This is a genomic window from Salinigranum marinum (assembly GCF_024228675.1).
GTDB lineage: Archaea > Halobacteriota > Halobacteria > Halobacteriales > Haloferacaceae > Salinigranum > Salinigranum marinum.
The window spans coordinates 1,807,726-1,827,127 of the sequence record NZ_CP100461.1; the positions used below are offsets into that span (position 1 = coordinate 1,807,726).

Annotated in this window: 18 protein-coding genes and 1 tRNA gene; 7 read left to right on the forward strand and 12 right to left on the reverse strand. The window is 68.7% G+C overall.

Annotated elements, in window-relative coordinates; all coding sequences use genetic code 11:
- Positions 1-37: 37 nt before the first annotated feature.
- The 7 genes from NKJ07_RS08860 to NKJ07_RS08890 form a co-directional block, all read right to left on the reverse strand.
- A tRNA-Gly gene (locus NKJ07_RS08860) sits at positions 38-108 on the reverse strand.
- A 79-nt stretch (positions 109-187) separates the two neighbouring features.
- The gene (locus tag NKJ07_RS08865) at positions 188-316 is read right to left on the reverse strand and encodes a hypothetical protein (protein WP_318570223.1); all 129 of its coding nucleotides are present in this window, start codon (positions 314-316) and stop codon (positions 188-190) included.
- A gap of 147 nt (positions 317-463) precedes the next feature.
- The gene (locus NKJ07_RS08870) at positions 464-1,480 is read right to left on the reverse strand and encodes an NAD(P)/FAD-dependent oxidoreductase (protein WP_318570224.1); all 1,017 of its coding nucleotides are present in this window, start codon (positions 1,478-1,480) and stop codon (positions 464-466) included.
- Positions 1,481-1,630: 150 nt separating this feature from the next.
- The gene (locus NKJ07_RS08875; protein WP_318570225.1) at positions 1,631-2,284 is read right to left on the reverse strand and encodes a class I SAM-dependent methyltransferase; all 654 of its coding nucleotides are present in this window, start codon (positions 2,282-2,284) and stop codon (positions 1,631-1,633) included.
- A gap of 144 nt (positions 2,285-2,428) precedes the next feature.
- Positions 2,429-4,558, reverse strand: a complete 2,130-nt coding sequence (locus NKJ07_RS08880; protein ID WP_318570226.1) for a type II secretion system F family protein — start codon at positions 4,556-4,558, stop codon at positions 2,429-2,431.
- Positions 4,559-4,564: 6 nt separating this feature from the next.
- Positions 4,565-6,187 carry a type II/IV secretion system ATPase subunit gene (locus NKJ07_RS08885; RefSeq protein WP_318570227.1) on the reverse strand — a complete coding sequence of 541 codons (1,623 nt, stop codon included), beginning with the start codon at positions 6,185-6,187 and terminating at the stop codon, positions 4,565-4,567.
- A 96-nt stretch (positions 6,188-6,283) separates the two neighbouring features.
- On the reverse strand, positions 6,284-6,787 hold the full coding sequence (locus NKJ07_RS08890) for a DUF7549 family protein (RefSeq protein WP_318570228.1): 504 nt from the start codon (positions 6,785-6,787) through the stop codon (positions 6,284-6,286).
- Positions 6,788-6,873: 86 nt separating this feature from the next.
- On the opposite strand from NKJ07_RS08890, the gene NKJ07_RS08895 reads away from it, so the two are divergent.
- From NKJ07_RS08895 to NKJ07_RS08910, 4 genes are all read left to right on the forward strand, one after another.
- Positions 6,874-7,347 (forward strand): DUF5793 family protein, encoded by a 474-nt coding sequence (locus NKJ07_RS08895; RefSeq protein WP_318570229.1) that lies wholly within the window; start codon positions 6,874-6,876, stop codon positions 7,345-7,347.
- Positions 7,348-7,506: 159 nt separating this feature from the next.
- A complete protein-coding gene (locus NKJ07_RS08900) occupies positions 7,507-8,136 on the forward strand; it encodes a uracil-DNA glycosylase family protein (protein ID WP_318570230.1) in 630 nt (209 codons plus the stop codon).
- 537 nt (positions 8,137-8,673) lie between these two features.
- Positions 8,674-9,654, forward strand: a complete 981-nt coding sequence (locus NKJ07_RS08905) for an MBL fold metallo-hydrolase (protein ID WP_318570431.1) — start codon at positions 8,674-8,676, stop codon at positions 9,652-9,654.
- Positions 9,655-9,945: 291 nt separating this feature from the next.
- Positions 9,946-10,230, forward strand: coding sequence for a DNA-directed RNA polymerase subunit L (locus tag NKJ07_RS08910; protein ID WP_318570231.1), 285 nt, complete (start codon positions 9,946-9,948; stop codon positions 10,228-10,230).
- A gap of 21 nt (positions 10,231-10,251) precedes the next feature.
- On the opposite strand, the gene hisF is transcribed toward NKJ07_RS08910, so the two are convergent.
- Positions 10,252-11,070 (reverse strand): imidazole glycerol phosphate synthase subunit HisF, encoded by an 819-nt coding sequence (gene hisF, locus NKJ07_RS08915; RefSeq protein WP_318570232.1) that lies wholly within the window; start codon positions 11,068-11,070, stop codon positions 10,252-10,254.
- Between the two features lie 241 nt (positions 11,071-11,311).
- Between hisF and NKJ07_RS08920 the strand changes: the two genes are divergently transcribed.
- Together NKJ07_RS08920 and NKJ07_RS08925 are read left to right on the forward strand one after the other, a co-directional pair.
- Complete coding sequence (locus tag NKJ07_RS08920; protein WP_318570233.1) at positions 11,312-11,974, forward strand: hypothetical protein; 663 nt, start codon at positions 11,312-11,314, stop codon at positions 11,972-11,974.
- On the forward strand, positions 11,881-13,302 hold the full coding sequence (locus tag NKJ07_RS08925; RefSeq protein WP_318570234.1) for an MATE family efflux transporter: 1,422 nt from the start codon (positions 11,881-11,883) through the stop codon (positions 13,300-13,302). The genes NKJ07_RS08920 and NKJ07_RS08925 overlap by 94 nt, the downstream gene beginning before the upstream one ends.
- 67 nt (positions 13,303-13,369) lie before the next feature.
- Here the strand turns inward: NKJ07_RS08925 and NKJ07_RS08930 are convergent, their stop codons facing one another.
- Both NKJ07_RS08930 and NKJ07_RS08935 read right to left on the reverse strand, forming a co-directional pair.
- Entirely contained in the window at positions 13,370-15,145 is a 1,776-nt protein-coding gene (locus NKJ07_RS08930; RefSeq protein ID WP_318570235.1) for an alpha-glucosidase, read from the reverse strand.
- Between the two features lie 106 nt (positions 15,146-15,251).
- Positions 15,252-17,018 carry a glycoside hydrolase family 13 protein gene (locus tag NKJ07_RS08935; RefSeq protein WP_318570236.1) on the reverse strand — a complete coding sequence of 589 codons (1,767 nt, stop codon included), beginning with the start codon at positions 17,016-17,018 and terminating at the stop codon, positions 15,252-15,254.
- A gap of 268 nt (positions 17,019-17,286) precedes the next feature.
- Here NKJ07_RS08935 and NKJ07_RS08940 point away from each other — a divergent pair, with 268 nt between their 5' ends.
- The gene (locus tag NKJ07_RS08940; protein ID WP_318570237.1) at positions 17,287-17,457 is read left to right on the forward strand and encodes a DUF7550 family protein; all 171 of its coding nucleotides are present in this window, start codon (positions 17,287-17,289) and stop codon (positions 17,455-17,457) included.
- 96 nt (positions 17,458-17,553) lie between these two features.
- Here the strand turns inward: NKJ07_RS08940 and truD are convergent, their stop codons facing one another.
- The gene (gene truD, locus NKJ07_RS08945; protein WP_318570238.1) at positions 17,554-18,978 is read right to left on the reverse strand and encodes a tRNA pseudouridine(13) synthase TruD; all 1,425 of its coding nucleotides are present in this window, start codon (positions 18,976-18,978) and stop codon (positions 17,554-17,556) included.
- Positions 18,979-18,982: 4 nt separating this feature from the next.
- Positions 18,983-19,321: a peptidyl-tRNA hydrolase Pth2 gene (gene pth2, locus NKJ07_RS08950; protein ID WP_318570239.1), complete on the reverse strand. Its 339-nt coding sequence runs from the start codon at positions 19,319-19,321 to the stop codon at positions 18,983-18,985.
- Positions 19,322-19,402: the final 81 nt, after the last annotated feature.

A 19,402-nucleotide genomic window follows, 5' to 3' on the forward strand; every position in this document is an offset into this window, starting at 1 on the left:
TGCGCAGACACGTCTCTCACTGTCGTTCGAGACGGCATGCGCCGGCCGGGATTCGAACCCGGGCCATGAGCTTGGAAGGCTCAGGTCCTACCACTAGACCACCGGCGCGCTCGCTCACTTCGTTCGCTCGCGCGCCGAAGTGGAGCGTTCACCCTCCCGTACCCAACCCCGGAATAAGGGTGTTACGTTACTCGTCGGTGCGGTGGTGCGCGGCCTCGCGGCTCCCGTGCCGCGAGGTCATCGCGCGAGGGATGAGCGACCGACCGAGCAGCGCGAGTGAGAGCGCGACTCGGCTGGGGAGGCCCGTGGTGCCCACACCCTGGCGACCGGTTTCCGGTTTCCGTACCCCACGTGTTCGCTCGGTAGAACGGTGCCATCAGCGTCCTTCGAGTGAAGCGTCTCTGCATCAGAGCAACGAAAACCGGACGGCGAAATCACCGAGACCGACTTCGACCCGCCCGCTCTAATCGCCGCCGTGGGCGCGCGCCGTCTCGCGCAACTCGTCGGAGATGCTGGGGACGGCCTCGCCGTCGACCGGGCCCTCGCTCTCGATCTCGTCGAGCGACTTGGGGAACTCCCGGAGGGCCATGTGGATGGCGATCCCGGCCTTCGCGCCCATCCCCATCGCCACCGGTATCTGGTTGTGTCCGGGGACGATGTCGCCTACGGCGTAGACGCCGTCGACCGACGTGCGGCCGTGATCGTCCACGTCGACCGTGCCGTCGTCGTTCAGTTCGACGCCGAACTGCTCGGCGAGGCCGGTGTTGTAGTTCGAGCCGTACATCGCGAAACCGCCCCGGTACTCGCGGACCGATCCGTCCTCGAACTCGAAGCTCTCCAGCCAGCCGTCGTCGTCCTTCGTGAGCCCGACGACCTCCTCCTCGACGATGTCGACCGGGTGTGCACGAACCAGACGGTCGGTCTCGTCACTCCACGTTGGCTCGTCGCCCCGGAGGAGGACGTCCACCTCGTCGGTGAAGTTGAGCATGATCATCGCCACGTACGCCGCCGAGTCCGAGTGGCCCATCACGTACACCGACTCGTCGACGAACATGTACGCGTCGCAGTGCAGACAGTAGTGGAGCCCGCGACCGGTTCGGGGCAGGGGCGGCTCCGGGCGCTCGTCGTTGAACCCGGTCGCGAGCACGACCTGCTCGGCGACGTACTCGCCGTCGTTGCCGGCGAGACGGAACCGCCCGTCGTCCGTGTGGGAGACCTCGGTGACGAAGTCACGGACGAGGTCGGTACCGTACTCCTCCAGCTGGTCGCGGGCGGTCTGGAGGAACTCGTTTCCGGACACCGATTCGGGAACGCCGATCACGTTGTGCGTGTCGAGCATCATCGCGGCGCGACCCCCACCGCGATCGATCAGCGCGGTGTCGTGTCCCAGTCGCGTGGTGTACAGCGCCGACGTCAGCCCCGCGGGGCCGCCGCCGATCACTACGACCTCGAACTCCCTGAGGGTAGACGAATCAGCCATCGTCTGGAGATAGGACTGCGTGGGCTTAAACGTCGGACGTTCGTGCGCCGATCCGGACCAGCCGACACACGTTGACAACCCTCACGGACTCGGCGTCCTCGTGCCGCCGCCCCGACGCCCCGACGATGGCGACTCGACACCGACCGTCGCTCAGTCCGTCGCTACCGCGGACCCCACCACAGCGTAGCAGTTCCCGCTGGAGACGAACGTCTCGGCGACCGAGAGGGCGCTCGCGTCGAGGTCGGCGCGGAACTCCGCCGGCGCGTAGATGTGGTAAAAACGGGGGACGCGCTCGCCGCCGGGGAGCGTCCAGTCGACGTGCGTGTCGAACCCCTCGTCCGCGTCGCCGTGCTCGTCCGCGAAGCGGTCGTGGACCGTCGCCCAGGCGCTCACGAGCGCCCGGCCGCCGGGGGCGAGCACGCGCGCGAGTTCGTCGAGGCTCCCGAGGCGACGCGACCGGGGACGGAGGTGGTGGAGCGTCGCGACGTACACGGCCAAGTCGAACCGGTCGGGACGGAGGGGCAGCGCCGCGGCGTCGCCCTGGACGAGTCCGACGTCGAACCCCCGCTCCGTGGCACGGCTCCGCGCCTCCCCGAGGAGGCCGCGGCTGAGGTCGAACCCCACGACTGTTTCGGCCCGGCCGGCGAGCAGTTCCGTGTGGCGACCGTTGCCACAGCCGAGGTCGAGCGCCCGTCGGCCGCCTCGTCCGTCGAGGAACGTCTCGACCTCGGGCCAGGCGTACTCCCGCGTGGCGGAAAAATGGGCGGCGATGCGGTCGTACGTCTCACCGGGGCCGTCGGCCATACCCGAGGGTCGGCGCGAGGGTACAAAAGGGGGCGGAACGCCGTGGACTCCAAGGCCGGTGCCGATGTCGGTGCCGGTGCCGGCGTCGGCCCGCGGGGCGGGGGGCAGCGTGAACCGGCCGCCGTGGCGAGGGCGGCCGTCGGCTCATAGGAACGTAAAGAGGGCGTAGGCGACAGCGAGGAGGACCAGCGCGTGTTTCAGGCCGTCGTAGACGCTGCCCTCGCCGAGCTGCCCCGCAACGAGTCCCGAGCACACCGCCTGGACGACCGAGATGTGGAAGAAGATGAGCCGGTAGCCCTCGGTCTGGACGTCGCGCAGTCCGGCGAAGATCCCGACCGAGATGGTGTCACTGTCGAGCACCGACGCGCTGGCCGCCTCCTCGATCGCGGGGATGAACGAGACGGTGAGCGCGACGATGATCCCGAGGAAGACGAAAAACGAGAGGTAGATGACGAGCAGGTAGGTGATCATCTCCTGGCGGCGCTCGCGGCGGAGGCGGCGCGCGCTCTGCGTCTCGTTGGCCGCGATCCGGAGCACCGGCGAGATGTCGCCACTGACCCGCATCGCGTTGGTGATGAGCGTCATCGAGCGGTTCAGCGACGGCGCGGGCGTCCGGCTGGCCATCCGCCGCAACGCCGTCGACACGTCCGCCCCCCAGGAGATGTCCCGGGAGACGTTCTGCAGTTCGTCGCCGAGGTAGCCGAGGTCGGTCCCCGCGACCCGGTGGATGCTCTCGATCGCCGTCAGCCCGGCCTCGTTGACGCTCGCCATCCGGTCGAGGAAGTCCGGGGTCGCGTTCTCGAAGTCGCGGTACCGCCGCTTGCGCAGCTCGTACACCAGCGAGACCGGGACGAGCACGAAAACGGCGACCTCGATGAGCGGTTCGTCGACCGCCGCGACGAGCGCGGTCAGATCCGGCGTCGACGCGGAGCCGAGCGTCGCCGCGGCGCCCGAGGGCGAGAGCGCGTCGAAGCCGACGCGCCAGAGGACCCAGAGCCCCGCCAGCGGGAGGGTGAAGTAGACCGTCGCCGTCGGTCGGTTGAGGAGCTGCTGGAACGGCTCCGACAGCCACCGGCGGACGGGTTCGAGCCGGTCGTACGCGTCGAGGCGGGTGAGCGCCGTTCGGGCCCGGGCAGAGGTCCCGCCGTCGGAGGCGATCGAGACGCCGGTCGACGCGAGCCGGCGGTCGGGAACGCGGTCGGTCGAGACGTCGAGGCTGCTCTTCCAGCCGGGGCCGCGGAGTCCCTGGGTGATGCTGTCGATGTAGACGACGAACGCGAGCGTCGCGAGCGGGATGCCCAGATACGTAATGAACTGGATGAGCGGGAGGGTGTCGCTGATGACGAGGCCGATGATGACGAGCACGGTGATGAAAAACAGCGGGCCGGCGACGAGGACGGTGACGTAGATCTCGGCGAACGCGGCCAGGAGGTCGAGGTACTTCTCCTGTTGTGCTTCGACCTCCTCCTGGTAGCGTTCGTACTGCATGTGGAGGAACGACGAGAGGCTCCGACCGCTGGAGAGGACGCTGGAGAGGTTCTCGGCGAACTCCTCGAGCGCCTCGCTCGGCGAGCGGTCACCGGCGGCCTGGAGCGCGGAGACGACGTCGGTCCCGAACGTGTCCATCTCGCGGACGGCGACGGCCAACTCCGTCGCGGCCTCGCCGTACACGTGCTGGTTGTCGGCGAGCGTCTCCAGCACCATCGGGAACGGCATCCCCGAGCGCGACAGCGCGTAGACGAACGCGACCGTCCGCGGCAGCGACGCGTCGATCCGGTTCCGTCTCGTCTGTGCCACCTGGTCGAGGTAGAGCCACCGCGCCCAGTACGTGGCCCCGGCGAGGGCCGCCCCGACGGGGACGCCCGCGCCGGCGGCGAACAGGAGGAGCCGACCGTACTCGATCGACGGACGCACGGAACCGCTGACGACGTCGAGCGCCGGCGGGAGGGACACACCGATGGCCGACGAGTTCACCGAGAGGACGACGAGCGCCCCGGCGACCACGTAGATCCCGACGGTCGAGCCGACGAGGCCGACGACCAGCGCGACGAACGCCGTGCGCGCGGCGTACTGGCGGTGGGTCCCGTCGACGTGGGCGGCCTGCATCCGTTCGAGTTCCGCCGTGTGGCGGGGCGTGTCGCGGGAGACGTAGTCGCCGAAGAGCCACAGCGCGGCCGCCGACACCAACCGATCGACGGTCGAGCTAACGGGCGCGAGGGCGACGAGGAGACCGAGGCCGACGGCCGCCACGAGCGGGAGATAGACGAGGACCACGCCGGTTCACCGGCCCTCGGCCTCGTCGATGCGGTCGATGATCTCGTCGGGGTGGGCGTAGTACTCGTTGACGAGTGCGGTGAACTTGCGGTAGTCGGTGACCCCGCGGTCGGAGAGAAAGCGGAGGAACCGCTCACGCTCTCTGAGTTCCTGGCGGGCCCGCGCCTGTGTCCATCCGCGGTCCTTGCGGATCTCGGTGAGGAGCGTGCTGTCGTGACGCTCGAACCGGTCGGCCTCGGTGTTCCACGAGAAGGCGTTCGCGTAGTCGAGTTCGCCCGTCCGCTGGTCGATCTCGCCGATCTCGCCGATCGCCTTCGACCGGCGGACGCGCTCGTCTTCGAGGCGGGTGAGCGTCTGGACGAGGAGAAGGTCGAGCGACTGGATCATCGGCCGCGGGACGTTGATCGGTTCGTTCTCCAGCCTGTTGATCACCGTCTCGACGCTGTCGGCGTGCATCGTCGAGAACGTCGTGTGGCCCGTGTTCATCGCCTGAAACAGCGTGACGGCCTCTTCTCCTCTCACTTCGCCGACGATGATGTACTCCGGTCTATGTCTGAGTGCCGACCGGAGGAGGTCGTACATGTCGATGTCGGTCCCCTCGTTGAGTCGCTGTCGCGTCACGGAGGAGAGCCAGTTGTCGTGGTACAGCGAGAGTTCGCGGGTGTCTTCGATCGACAGCACCTTCGCCCGCGGGGGGATGAACATCGAGACGGCGTTCATCGACGTGGTCTTGCCCGACGCGGTCCCGCCGGCGAAGATGAGCGACTTGTTGTGTTCGATGCAGAGCCAGAGGTACGCCATCTGCTCCACCGAGAAGGTCCCGTAGTCGATGAGGTCGATGGGCGTAAAGGGCTCGTCGGCGTACATTCGGAGGGTGAACGCGGAGCCGCGGGGCGTGACCTCTTCGCCCAACACGAGTTCAGCGCGCGACCCGTTCGGGAGCGTCGTCCCGATGACGGGGTCGCCGATGCTGATGTGACGGCCCGACCGCTGGGCCATGCGGACGACGTAGTGGTCGAGTTCCTCCCGGTCGAAGACGACGTTCGTCTCGATGTCGGAGTATGTGTCGTGGTAGACGAAGACGGGGAGGTCGTAGCCGTCACAGGAGATGTCCTCGATGTGAGGGTCCCGCATGAGCGGGTCGACCCGACCGTACCCCCGAAAGTCGCGGAACAGGTAATAGACCATCGCGTGAAACGTCGCGACGTCGACGGCGACGCCGTACTGGCCGATCAGGTCGGAGAGTTCGGCCCGGAGCGTCGACTCGCCGGTCGGATCGTCGTCGTCGCCGTACAACAGTGGGTTGCGGATGTCCCGGCGGACGCGGTCGAGCAGCGTCGCGGTGAACTCGTCGACGTCCGGTTCGACGACGTGATACTGGTGCTCGGACGCCTCGCGGTCGTAGGTGACGACCACGTACGCGTACGGCGCGTTGACCCAGTACCGGTCGACCTCGCGGTGACCCGGCGGGTGGTCGAACGAGGCGAGCGGCCCGTCGGTCGCCGGACGGAACGGCTGGGTCTCGTAGTCGGTTCCCCGGAGCAGTTCGACGAACTGCTCGATCCGGTCACGGAGCCCCGCCCGCGGGGCCGTCCGTGCGGCCTCCCCCTCGGTCGTCTGTCCGGACATTCGTACCAATCGTCAGAGCGTCCGCCGCGTCGGTACATAAGTCCGGCCCAGCGGGTATCAGAGGTGATACTCGATCGGCAGTCGATCCATCGACGGTCAGTCCGTCCGATCGATCGTGAGGAGCACGCCCGCGAAGACGAGGAGGAACACGACGCCGATGGGAAGAGGGACGCCCGGGAAGCCGCGGGTGGTGAGGAGGTACGTCGCGGCGGCGAGGACGGCCCCCGAGAGGCCGAGGAGCGCACCGATCAGGCGGACGGGGTCGACGGGGAGCGCCTCGACCCGCGCTTCGGCGAGGTAGTACGCGATCGAGAGGAGGAACACGACGCCGAAGACGCCGGCACCGACCGCCCACGCCTGGTAGGCGACCGCGATGGAGTTGCCGGCCTGAAACGAGACGGCCGAAAGCGGATCGGAGACGGCGACGCCCTCGGCGAAGGGGACACCGTAGGTGTACCGCACCTGGACGAAGACGAACCGGACGAACAGGACGCTTCCGCCCGCCACCGAGGAGAGCATCACGTTCCAGGGGATGAACGCCGACAGCCACGCCGACAGGACGGCGAGTTCCCCGGCGTACTCCGAGCGGACCCAGACCATACCTCGTAGCCACCTCCGGGGCGAAAAAAGCTGTCGGCGTCGGGCGTTACGTTCATACGGGGGCATACCCTAGCCCCATCCGTCGAATGAGGCGCGACTACTTCACGTTGGACGTCCACGACGTCGACTGGGTCGACGCGGGGGAACAGCCCCACAAACCACTGGTGCGTATCGACTTCCATGGCCCGAAAGAACTGCTCACAGAGCGCCTCACGGGCGGTGATGGTGACCTCCTCTCGGCGTCGGAGACCGACGTGGCGTTCCGCCTCGTCGATCCGCTCGACACCGACGCCGCCGCCGGCGTCGTCGGGGTCACGAACCGAGTGACCGGCGACTTCGTCCTCGAACTCAACGAGGCGGCCGATGACGTCTTCCGGTTCATCCGGGCGGCCCGCGAGTACGGCCGGACGGCCGACGCCGACGACGGTCGGTACCGGGTGGAGATCTCGCTCGACGGCGACGACCTCGTCGTCTACGAGAAACAGACGTTCCTCGTCTACGACGCCGAGGGGAACCTCCTCCGGTCGGAGAGTCTCATCCCCTCCGGCGTCGAACTGTAGCCGTCGCTGTCCCCCGTCGCGGGCCGTCGTCGCCTCACGGTTCGGCTCGTCCACGGCGCCGTCGCCTCCAGGCCCGTCCCCGCCGACGGAGCGCCGTCTCCTCGCCTCAGCCGTTTCGAAACCGCGTCGATTTAACAGCCGTCGGTCCTACCCTGGGGCGTGAGAAACGTCACGGATCGAACGAGCAACCCGTTCGGAATGGAGCCGTCGTGCGAGCGGTTCGTCCCCGGCTACGGCGACGCCAACGCGCACTTCCACGTCGTCGGTGACCACCCGGGCGTCCACGGGGGTATCGACACCGGCGTCCCTTTCACCAACGACGCTGGGCACCGACTCCAGGCCGCGCTCGAAGCCGCGGGCCTCCTCGAAACGACGGGCGACGAACCGCGCGTCGACCAGACGTACCTCTCGTACCTCCACATGTGCGTGCCGGACGGCGAGGAGCCGGACGAGCGGTCGTACACGGAGATGGAGCGGTACCTCGACGCCGAACTCCGGGCGATCGCCGCACACGTCTTGCTCCCGGTCGGGGCCCGGGCGACGGCGCACGTCCTGCGGAACTACACCGCCCGATCTGTGACGTCGCCGCTGGATATGGCGGCGTTACACGGAACCGAACTCCGCGGCTCGGGCTTTCTCGTCGTCCCCGTTCGCGACCCCGCCGAGTGGGATGACGAGGACCACGACCGTCTCGTCGCCGGGCTCCAGGAACTCCAGCGGACCGACTACCGACGCGAGGTCGATCTCGGGCGCTTCATCGCCGGCGATCAGCCGTACCACGTCCGGTGACGGCGACGATGGGGGTGACAGCGACCGTCGGCTGAGACGGGCACGGGAGACGGGGGGCGAGCGGGCGGACCGTGAGCCGACCACTGGGACACGACAGAGTCGGAAGTCAAGCCGCGTCCGCCGACGCCGTTTTACCCGGACGTTCGTGAGGTATTCGATTTTGGTTTGCCAGTATCCAATAATATGGCAAGCAATAACACGATGTTCTAGTACGTGGCGGATCGAGTGGTCGTAATTGGCGGTAACACTACCTTTTTTAATACATCCACGTAACAAACTCCTGGCGCGCGTGGTATCGACTCCGCCGGGCGCGTCAGGCACCTGCAGGACTGGTGCTCCTTGCAGTGGCTTGGTCAGTCCGGGGCCCGCCATCGTTGCGGTCCCCGTTTGCCTCTCCGTCCACAGCGACGGCTCACGCCCGCGAGTCGGCTCCGGCGGCTCCCGAGCGGTGAAAAGCCTCATTACGACGCCACGGAGACGAGGAGCATGGCTACGGATCCGAACGCGAACCCGAACGAGGGGTGTCGGGACCTCACCGTGCGCCGTATCCAACTCGGAAACACGGTGTTCGAGGGACGAAACGCCGTCTACGTCCTCGGCGGGACGGACGGAGGGCTGGGACTCGTCGACGCCGGCGTCGCCACCCGCGACACGCGCGACGAACTCGCGGCGGGACTGGCGGAGTTCGGGTACGAACTCGCGGACGTGGACGAGGTCGTTCTCACGCACTGGCACGCCGACCACGCCGGACTCGCGGGGGAGATACAGGCCGAAAGCGGCGCGACGGTCCGGGTCCACGACGCCGACGCCGAACTCGTCTCCGGCGACCCGACAGCGTGGGATCGCTACCACGACATCGAGACACGCCGGTTCGAGGAGTGGCGGATCCCCGCTGGGCCCCGGGCGGAGCTGCGCTCGTTCCTCGACGCGCACGCGGACGTCCAGGGCGACGCGGTCGACGTGACCCCGTTTTCCGACGGTGAAAGCCTGCGGATCGGGGGGTACGACCTCGACATCGTCCACTTGCCGGGCCACGCCGCCGGGCTCTGCGGGTTCGACTTCGACGCCGCGAAGGGTCGCGAGGCGTTCGTCGGGGACGCGATCCTCCCGAAGTACACGCCGAACGTCGGCGGCGCGGATCTCCGGGTCGACTCGCCGCTCCAGCAGTACGTCGAGAGCCTCGGACGCGTCGTCGACGCCGGGTGGACCCGCGCGTGGCCCGGTCACCGGGACCCGATCGACACACCAGTCGAGCGGGCCCGAACGATCCTCGACCACCACAGGGAACGGACCGGCCGGGTCGTCGACGTGCTCTCGACACACGGCCCCTGTGACGTCTGGACCGTCTCCGCGCACCTGTTCGGGGAACTCGAACGCATCCACATCCTCCACGGTCCCGGCGAGGCCTGGGCGCACCTCGATCACCTGCACGAAGCCGGGGTGGTCGACCGCGACGGCCACGCGTACGCGCTGATCGACGAGGACGTGGACGTCGGATCGCTGTTTCCGGAGATTTGAGTCGGTCGGCGTTCGAGCGATCCTGCGTGCCGGTCACCGGGAGCACAGCTCGAAGCTACGCCTCGACCGACCTGCGGTGGCGCGGCCGGCCCGACTCCGGCCGGGCCGACGCGCGAGGGCTGACTGAACGAGTGACGGAATCGGCTGGGGAGGGCCTGGCATATCGCCGCCGTGGCGACCGTGATCGTTCCGTCCGCGACTCATCACTCCGACGAACGCTCTCGCGCGCCACGAACGACGCCCACCGGCTGGACACGAAACGTTGAAACACGTCACCGGGGAAGGAGAGGTATGGAACTGCGGGTCATCGACAAGACCGACGAGCAACTCCGCATCGAGGTCGCGGGAGAGGACCACACGTTCATGAACGTCCTCAAGGGGAGCCTGCTGGAGACGCCCGGCGTCGCGGCGGCGACGTACGACGTCAACCCCGAACAGTCCGGCGGACAGACCGAACCGATCCTGACGCTGAAGACCGAACCCGGCGTCGACCCCCTCGACGCGCTCGCCGACGCCGCGGGACGGGTACAGGACACCACGAACGCGTTCCGCCAGGCGTTCGAGGCGGCCCACTGAACGGGGCTTTTCGCGCGCGGCTCAGCCTTCGAGCCGCACCGGAACCCCGCGCTCGTCGAGGTACTCCTTGACGTCGCGGACGGTGTATTCGTCGAAGTGGAAGATCGACGCCGCGAGCGCCGCGTCGGCGTTCGCCTCCGTGAACACCTCGTAGGCGTGCTCCGGGCCGCCACAACCCGAGGAGGCGATCACCGGCGTCGAGACCGCGTCGCAGACCGCCTTCGTCAGCGGGATGTCGTAGCCGTCCTTCGTGCCGTCGGTGTCGATGCTGTTGACGAACAGTTCGCCCGCCCCGCGTGACTCGGCTTCGGTGGCCCACTCGACCACGTCGACATCGGTTCCCTCGCGCCCGCCCTTGACCGTGCACTCGAACCAGCACGACTCGCCGTCGACCTGCTCGTAGTACTCGCCCTCGTCGTCGTAGCGCCGGCGCGCGTCGACGGAGATGACGATACACTGCGAACCGAACGCGCGTGCCCCCTCGTCGATAATCTCGGGGCGCTGGAGCGCCGCGGTGTTGATCGAGACCTTGTCCGCGCCCGCCCGAAGCGTCTCTTTGATGTCCTCCTTCGTGCGGATGCCACCGCCGACCGTGAGAGGAATGAACACCTCGTCGGCGACGCGCGAGACCGTGTCGAGCATCGTCTCGCGGCCCTCCGCGCTCGCGGTGATGTCGAGGAAGACGAACTCGTCTGCGCCGGCTTCGTTGTACCGTTTGGCCATCTCGACGGGGTCACCGGTGTATTTGAGATCCTCGAAGTTGACGCCGGTGTAGACTGCCGCGTTGCCCTCGTCGTCGAGGTCGACGTCGATACAGGGGATGATTCGCTTCGTGAGCATTCGCTATCGGCTCCTTCGCGGGTGTCGGGTTTGACCGTTTCGTCTGCGACAGTCGCCGCACGCTCGTTGGGAGCTCACGGGATGCTCGCCGGTGAATCCGGGATCCTCGGCCCCTCACCTCGACGTCAGGAGTGGCCTGTTCGCGAGAGAAACAGTCGGCCAAACAGTCATGTAGGTGGACCGTGACGTAGAGGCAGAAGTGTGCTGATCGTTCACACGACCTGTTGACCCGATGGGCCGGATGGAACGAGAGGAGACAGACAATGCCGAAAGAGGAACCGGATCGGACCAGTTGACGGGCGTGACCCGACGGCGACTGCTGCGGGCGACGGCGAGCGCGGGCGTCACCGCATCGCTCGCGGGGTGTGGCGGCGTCACACGGCAGACGTTCACCGCCGTTCCCGCCGGGCTCACTCCCGGAGGAATAGAGCAGTTCGACTACCCGAGCGCCGACCACGAAGAGCTCTCGGAGACTCGACGCCGGAGCGTCGCCGGCGAGGAAATCGAGATAACCGCCGAGAGCCACCTCGTCGCCTACGGCGTCGCCGACGAGCGGGCGGCCGACGCGGAGGGAGAGTCGCCCGCCCTCTCGACCCGCTGGAGGGCGTCGAGACGACGTACGAATCCGCGCTCAACCGCCCGCCGAAACCCGTCCTCGTCGACCTCGTGGGGCGGACCGTCGAGCGACTACGGACGCTCGGAGAGCAGTCCGGCTGATGCGTCCGGGCTGGGGGTCAAGGATGCGTCGGCGCCGAAGCGCCCGCTAAAGTCGATGAAAACGCGTATCCGTTCGCTCACGAATCCACGGACGTGCGACCCCGTCGTCTGGCCGCCGCCCTGGCCGCCTTCCTCGCCACCGCGGGAGTCATCGAGGAGCGGCGGCTCCACGAGACGACCGACCTAGCGTGGCCCCGGATCCTGACCGGCTTTGCGATCATGTCGAAACGGACGGTCGACCTCGCCATCGTCGGCATCGCGATCGGGCCGACCGCCGTCGCCGGACTCACGCTGGCGAACGCGTACTGGACGGTCGGGAAGTTCGTCTTCGTCGGCCTCGCCGGGGGGACCATCGCGCTCGTCTCACAGAACTACGGCGGGGACGACGTCGGCCGCGCCTCCCGGACCGTCGAGGCGAGCCTGTTGCTCGCCGGGATCGTCGCGCTGCCGCTCGTCGGGCTGTTAGTCGTCGGGTCGCGGCCGCTCGTCGGATTCGTCGGGAGCGACGCGACGACGCTCGGCTACGGAGCGACCTACCTGGCGATCGTCGCCCCGGGGCTGTTCTTCGAGTCGCTGAACCTCGTCGCCTCGCGGACGTACGCCGGCGTCGGGGACACGCTGACGCCGATGGCGCTGCGCACGACCGGCGCGTTGCTGAACGTAGTGTTGAGCGGCGGCCTCGTCCTCGGGGCGGGGTACGGCGTCGCCGGCGCGGCGATCGGGACCACGCTGTCGACCGTCTTCGTGGCCGTCGCGTTCGCGTGGGGGCTGTCCGGGCGGTCGTACGGTGGCCGCGGGGCGAGCCCCGTCCCCGTCACGTTCGCTCGGCTCCCGGACCGGGACCTGTGCCGGCAGCTCGTGACCGTCTCGGCACCGCTCGTCGCCCGGCGCGTCGCACAGACCGCCGCCGTCTTCCCGCTGTTGGCGATCGCGGCCACCTTCGGCCCGCTCGTGGTCGCGGCGGTCGGCGTCGCGCGACAGGTCCGTGCGCTCCTCGACAGCTTCGGCTGGGGCTTCTCGATCGCCACCTCGACGCTCGTCGGCCAGTCGCTCGGCCGGGGTGAGGAGGCGACGGCGGCCGCCTACGGCTGGGAGATCACCAAGCTCTCCGTGGTGGTCTACGTGTCGACGGCGGCCGTCGTCGCGGTGTTCGCCCGCCCGGTCGCCGCCGTCTTCGTCGGGAGCGAGGGGCTCTCGGTTGCGACTTCGTTCGTCCGTGTCGCCGTCGTCAGCGCGGTCCCGCTGGGCGTCGACGGCACCGTCACCGGCACGCTCCGCGGAGCCGGCGATACGAACGTCCCGCTCGTCGCCACGCTGGCCGGGCTCTACCTCGTCGCGCTCCCCGTCGCGTGGCTCGGTAGCGTCACGGCGCTCGGGGTCGCCGGCTTGCTGCTCGCGCTCGTCGCGGAGACGCTCGTTCCGATGGTCGTCAACGTCGCCCGGTTCCGCGCCGGCACCTGGAAGGCGATCAGCCGGACGTATCGTCCGCAGCGCGCCGAACCGGAGCCGGAGTGAGCGACGGGGCCAACGGCGCGGTACCGTGCCGCGACGGTCCGGGGGTGATCGCCGGTCGAAAGGCGGGCTACGCCAGCCGGTACACCCGCGCCTCCCACGGCCGAAGCGTCTCCCGTTCGACCACTGTCGAGTCGACGTCGTAGTTCGAGACGAGCAGTTCGTCGGCCGCGCCGGCGACCGCCGCGGGCGGCTCGAACGTCGTCTCCTCGCTCGCGACGTTCACCACCGTCAGCGTCCGCTCGGCAGTCTCCCCCGCGTCGTGCGTGAGGGTCCGCGTGAACACCCACAGCCGCTCGTGGTCAGCCAGGAGCAGATCGTACGAGCCGTAGACGAGCACGTCTTCGCGACCCCGGAGGTCGATGAGGTCGCGGTAGTAGTGCCACACCGACTCTCGATCGCTCCGCTCGGCCTCGACGTTGATCTCGTCGTGGTTAGGGTTGACCGGGAGCCACGGCTCCCCGTCTGTGAAGCCCGCGTTCTCTGTCGAATCCCACTGCATCGGCGTTCGCGCGTTGTCGCGCGAGCGGTACCGGACGAGTTCGAGGACGTCGTCGTCGCTGGCGAAGCGCCCCTCGCGTTCGAGTTCGGCGACGTTGTGGAGCGTGTCGACGTCCCGGACCTCGTCGATCGAGTCGAACGGGTAGTTCGTCATCCCGAGCTCCTCGCCCTGATAGAGGTACGGTGTGCCCTGGAGGGTGTAGAGAACCGTCGCGAGCGCCGTCGCCGACTCCCGCCTGTACTCGCCGTCGTCGCCGAACCGCGACACCAGCCGGGGCTCGTCGTGGTTGTTCAGATACAGCGAGTTCCACCCCTCGCCGTCCAGCCTCGTCTGCCAGCGGCTGATAGTCGCTTTCAGTTCGCGGACGCTCCAGTCGCCGCGCGACCACCGCCCGCCCTCGGGGCCGAAGTCGAGCCGCATGTGGTCGAAGTTGAACGCCATGCTCATCCCGTCGCCGTCGGGGCCGAGGAACTCCGTCGCTTCGTCGACGCTCAACTCGACCATCTCGCCGACGGTCATGGCGTCGTCGGGGACCGCCCGGTCGTGCATCTCGCGGACGTACTCGTGGACCCGCGGCCCGTTGACGAACTGATCCGCGCCGCGGACGATGGCGTCGTCGTCCGCGCCGTCGGGCAGCCCCTCGGGTTTGGAGATGAGGTTGACGACGTCCATCCGGAAGCCGTCGATCCCCTTCTCGAACCACCACTCCATCAGCTCGAATATCTCCTCGCGGACCGCAGGGCTGTCCCAGTCGAGGTCCGGCTGGCGCTCGTCGAAGATGTGGAGATACCACTCGCCGCGGTCGTCATCGTACGTCCACGCCGGCCCACCGAAGAACGACTCCCAGTCGTTCGGGGGACGCTCGCGGGCGTCGCGCGGGAGGCCGTAGTCGGCGGGGTCGTACAGCCCGGCCTCGTACTCGGCCTCCGAAACGGCTTCTCCCTCGCGCCAGAAGTAAAAGTCCTCGAACGCGGGGTCGCCCGCCCGCGACTTCACGAACCACTCGTGTGCGTCGGAGGTGTGGTTGACCACGAGATCCATGACGAGCCTGATGCCGCGGGCGTGGAGTTCCTCGACCAGCGTCTCCCAGTCGGCCATCGAGCCGAACGTGTCGAGGATCGCCCGGTAGTCGGCGACGTCGTAGCCGTTGTCGACGTTCGGCGACTCGTACACCGGACAGAGCCAGACGACGTCGATCCCCAGATCGTCGAGGTACTCGACCTTCTCGACGATCCCGGGGATGTCGCCGACCCCGTCGCCGTCGGTGTCGTTGAAGCTCCGCGGGTAGATCTGGTAGACGACGGCCTCCTTCCACCACGCGCGTTCGTGCTCGGGGACGGTCATCGTCGGAACTCCCCCGCCGGCGCTCTTTTGTCCGTCGGTCCGGGCGCGCGGGACGTGGGTCGGGTGCCGGGTGGCGACCCCGACCCGGAGACGAACCGCGACGCCGTCAGTTCGCGCCGTCGTAGTAGACCCGCGCCTCCCACGGCCGGAGGTGGAGATCACCGGCCGCGAGTTCGCGTACGGAGTCGGCGTCGCCCCAGTCGCCGTAGTTGCCGAGCAGCAGCGTCGCGTCGTCGCTCCCGACGCCGTCCGGCAGGCCGACGGCGACCGCGGCGTCGGAGAAGTTCAGCGCGACGAGCAGTCGCTCCTCGCCCGCGTCCGTCGCGAGCGTCCGGGTGTACGCCCAGACGGTGTCGTCGTCGGGGAACAACGGCTCGTAGTCGCCGTAGACCACGACGTCGTGCTCCCCGCGCAGGGAGATGAGGTCGCGGTAGTAGTGCCACACCGACTCTCGATCGCTCCGCTCGGCCTCGACGTTGATCTCGTCGTGGTTGGGGTTGACGCCGATCCACGGCTCCCCGTCTGTGAAGCCCGCGTTCTCGGTCGAATCCCACTGCATCGGCGTCCGCGCGTTGTCGCGGCTGTTGGCACGGACCGCCTCCTTGACCGCGTCGAACGATTCGATCTCGCCCTCGTCGAGCGCCTCCCGGAGCGGGTTGAGCGTGTCCACGTCGCGGAACTCGTCGAGGGAGTCGAACGGGTAGTTCGTCATGCCCAGTTCCTCGCCCTGGTAGATGTAAGGCGTCCCGCGGAGCGTGTGGAGCAGCGTCGCCAGCACCGTCGCCGACTCCCGCCTGTACTCGCCGTCGTCGCCGAACCGCGACACCAGCCGGGGCTGGTCGTGGTTGTTCAGATACAGCGAGTTCCACCCCTCGTCGCCCAGCCCACGGTCCCAGCGGTTGAACACGGCTTTGAGATCCGAGAGCGCCCAGTCGCGCCGTTCCCAGATGGCGTCGCCTCGATCGAGCAGCATGTGCTCGAAGTGAAACAGCATCGAGAGGCCGTCCTCGTCGGGGTCGAGATACCGGCGGGCGTCTTCCATCCGCATCTCCGGGCCGAGCATCTCGCCCACGGTGAGGAGGTCGGGGTCGAGGACGCGCTCGTTCATCTCCGAGAGGAACTCGTGGATCCGCGGCCCGTTCGTCGGCCCCGTCATCGCCCCACGGAACGGATCGTCGGGGTCGTTCGGGAGCCCCTCGGGCTTGGAGACGAGGTTGATGACGTCCATCCGGAAGCCGTCGATCCCCTTCTCGAACCACCACTCCATCATGTCGAACACCTCGTCGCGGACGCGAGGGTTCTCCCAGTTGAGATCCGGCTGTTTGCGGTCGAACAGGTGGAGATACCACTCGCCGCGGTCGTCGTCGTACGCCCACGCCGGCCCGCCGAAGTACGACCGCCAGGCGTTCGGCGGGGCCTCCCCTTCGGGCCCCTCCGTCGCGCTCCAGTCGACGGCGTCGGCGTTTCGCCCCTCGCGCCACCAGTAGAAGTCCTCGTAGTCGGGATCGCCCGCCCGCGACTTCACGAACCACTCGTGTTCGTCGGAGGTGTGGTTGACCACGAGGTCCATGACGAGTCTGATGTCGCGGTCGTGCAGTCCCGCCAGTAGGTCCTCCCAGTCGGCCATCGTCCCGAACTCGTCCATGATCGCCCGGTAGTCGGCGATGTCGTAGCCGTTGTCCGCGTTCGGCGACTCGTACACCGGGTTGAGCCAGACGACATCGACCCCCAGGTCGTCGAGGTAGTCCAGTTTCTCGACGATCCCGGGAATGTCACCGATCCCGTCGCCGTCGGTGTCGTTGAACGACCGCGGGTAGACCTGGTAGACGACGGCCTCCTTCCACCATCGCCGTTCGATGTCGCGCTCGGTCATCGTCCAGAGGCGCGAGCGGAGACGGTTTGGTTCCGTCGGTTCGTCAGCTCTCGGTGCCGTCGTTCGACGTCGAGCCGACCGCGACTTCGTGTGTCCAGCCGGCGTTCAGGCGGGGAAACAGCCGGTCCCGGTCGCGATGCTCGTCAGGGGTGACGCGGGGGCCGGGCCGGAGTCGTCGCTCGCCGCCTCCGGGACGGTGCCGAGCAGTCATCGACCGCGCCCGTCGGATTCCCCGCCGTTTTTGTACTCTCACTCGTATCGGACCCGTATGGACGACCACCACGCGGGCGACCACGACCACGGCGACCACCAGGGTTCCGAGGGCGGACGCGTCACCTCACCGATGCAGAACTTCTCGACGGCGCAGGTCGGCGTCGGCCTCGCGGTCCTCGCCGTCGGCCTCCTCGTCACGTTCGGCGTGCCGCTGCTCGCGGCGTAACCGGCACCGTCACACGAGTCGATCACCTGTCGGACGTCACCACCGGGAGTCGCCGGGGCGGTCGGCGAAGCCCCAGGAGAGAGACGACACCCCGTCTCAGAGATCGATCGGGTCCGTTTTCAGGAACTCCCTGAGGAGGACCGTCGCGTACGCCCCCCGGGGGAGCGCGAACTCGAACGTCGCGCCCTCGTCGTCGACGGTCGCGTCCAGTCGCGTCCGCACGAGGATCGCCCGCCGCGTCCCCGAGGAGTCGAACGCGCCGGGCAGTTCGAACGCGTCGGGCGAGAGATCGAGCTCCGCGAGCACCTCGCGTTCGATCTCACCAGGTTCGCCGTCGGCGAGTTCGGTTCCGGTCCCGACGAGCGGAGCGGTGACGAACGCCCGTCCGCGCGCGCAGTGCTTCCCGACGATGTCGACGCGGCGGCCGGTGACGCGCTGTTCGCGGTCGGTGTCGGGGACGGCGAACGGTTCGTCGAGCGATCGATCGGCGAAACAGACCACGTCGCCCTCGACCGGCTCCGAGAGCGGCAGTCCCCGCCGGAGCCGCTCGCTCACGATCCGGTTGAACGCGTACGACTGGGCGGCGTTGACGAACAGGCGCTGGAGGTTCGACGGCACGGCTTCGAGCGCGTCCCGGAACCGGCCGTCCTCGTCCGCGTCGCCTCCCTCGGCGTCGCCGGCTCGCGCGTCGGCGAGTCGGTGGAGCATCGATCGCTCGTACCGCAGGTAGCCCGGCATCGCGTCGAGCGCCCGCTGCCAGTCGGGATCGGCCGTCGCGGCCTCCTCGTCGACGACCGCACGCGCCGCCTGCGTCTCCGGCGGTTCGGTGTCGGCGGGGTCGCCACAGTAGGCACGAACGGCCTCGCGCCACTCGCCGCGGACGACGTGGAGACCGACGCGGTGGGTGACGGGGCGGCGCGAACCGAACCGCTGGTGGCCGAAGTAGTTGGGAACGCCGACGAGAGTCCCCCGCTCGTCGGCGGTCGTGTCGGTCGCGGTCCTGTCGTCCGTGGCCGCCACCAAACGGAGTTCCTCAGTGACGCGATCGACGCGTCCGCGCGCCTCGTCCGCGTCGACCGCGAGGTCGGAGACGCGAACGACGAACGCGTTGCCCGCGAGGTCGCCGAACCGCAGGGCGCGCCCGAGACGCCCGACGGCCTCGATCTCGGCGCCGTCGATCCCGGGGAGTGCGGCGGCGTCGACCCCCCGGAGCGAGAACAGCTGTGTCGTCACGGCGTGTTTGTCCTTCGTGCCGGCCCACGAGACACGCTCGCGGCTCATCCCGAACGCGTCGGAGATCCGGGCGGCGAAGTCGTTCGTGTCCCACCCGTGGAGGGTCGCCCGGATCAGCAGATGCGCGTAGTCGCCGGGGTCGGCGTCGACGGGCGCGGGATCGACGGTCTCGACCTCCCGGACGCGGAACTCCTCGGGCCGGGTTCGAAGACGGCCGCCGATCCCGTCCCCGTCGCTCGCGTAGTACGCCATCCCGACTGTCCGCTCCCGGAGGTGTGCCTCGCGCATCGGTTCAGTACAGCGAGAGATCGCCGGTCACGCGGTCGACCTCGTCGTCCGCGGCGGGGCCGACGGCCACGGCGGTCACGGTGCCCGGGTCGAGCTGGGTGTGGCCGGCGTCGCGGATCACCGCGTTGGGGAGTCCGAGGCGCTCGGCCTCCGACGCGACGTCGAACACCGCCTGCTCGCCCGACAGCTTGAGCACGACCTTCTTCTGGCCCGACCCTTTCCACTCCGTGCGCGCCGACGTCGAGGCGTCCTCGTACGCCGACAGCGACGCGTGGGCGACCTGGGCGGCGAGCTTTCCGCGTCCCATTCCGATGTCCGTCCGGGCGGCGATGGCCTGTTTCATACGCTCCCTCGTCGGGCCGGGGTGAAGTCTCCTGCTATCCGGGCGATGCCGGCGAGGCGATCACTCAATCTTCAAGACGCC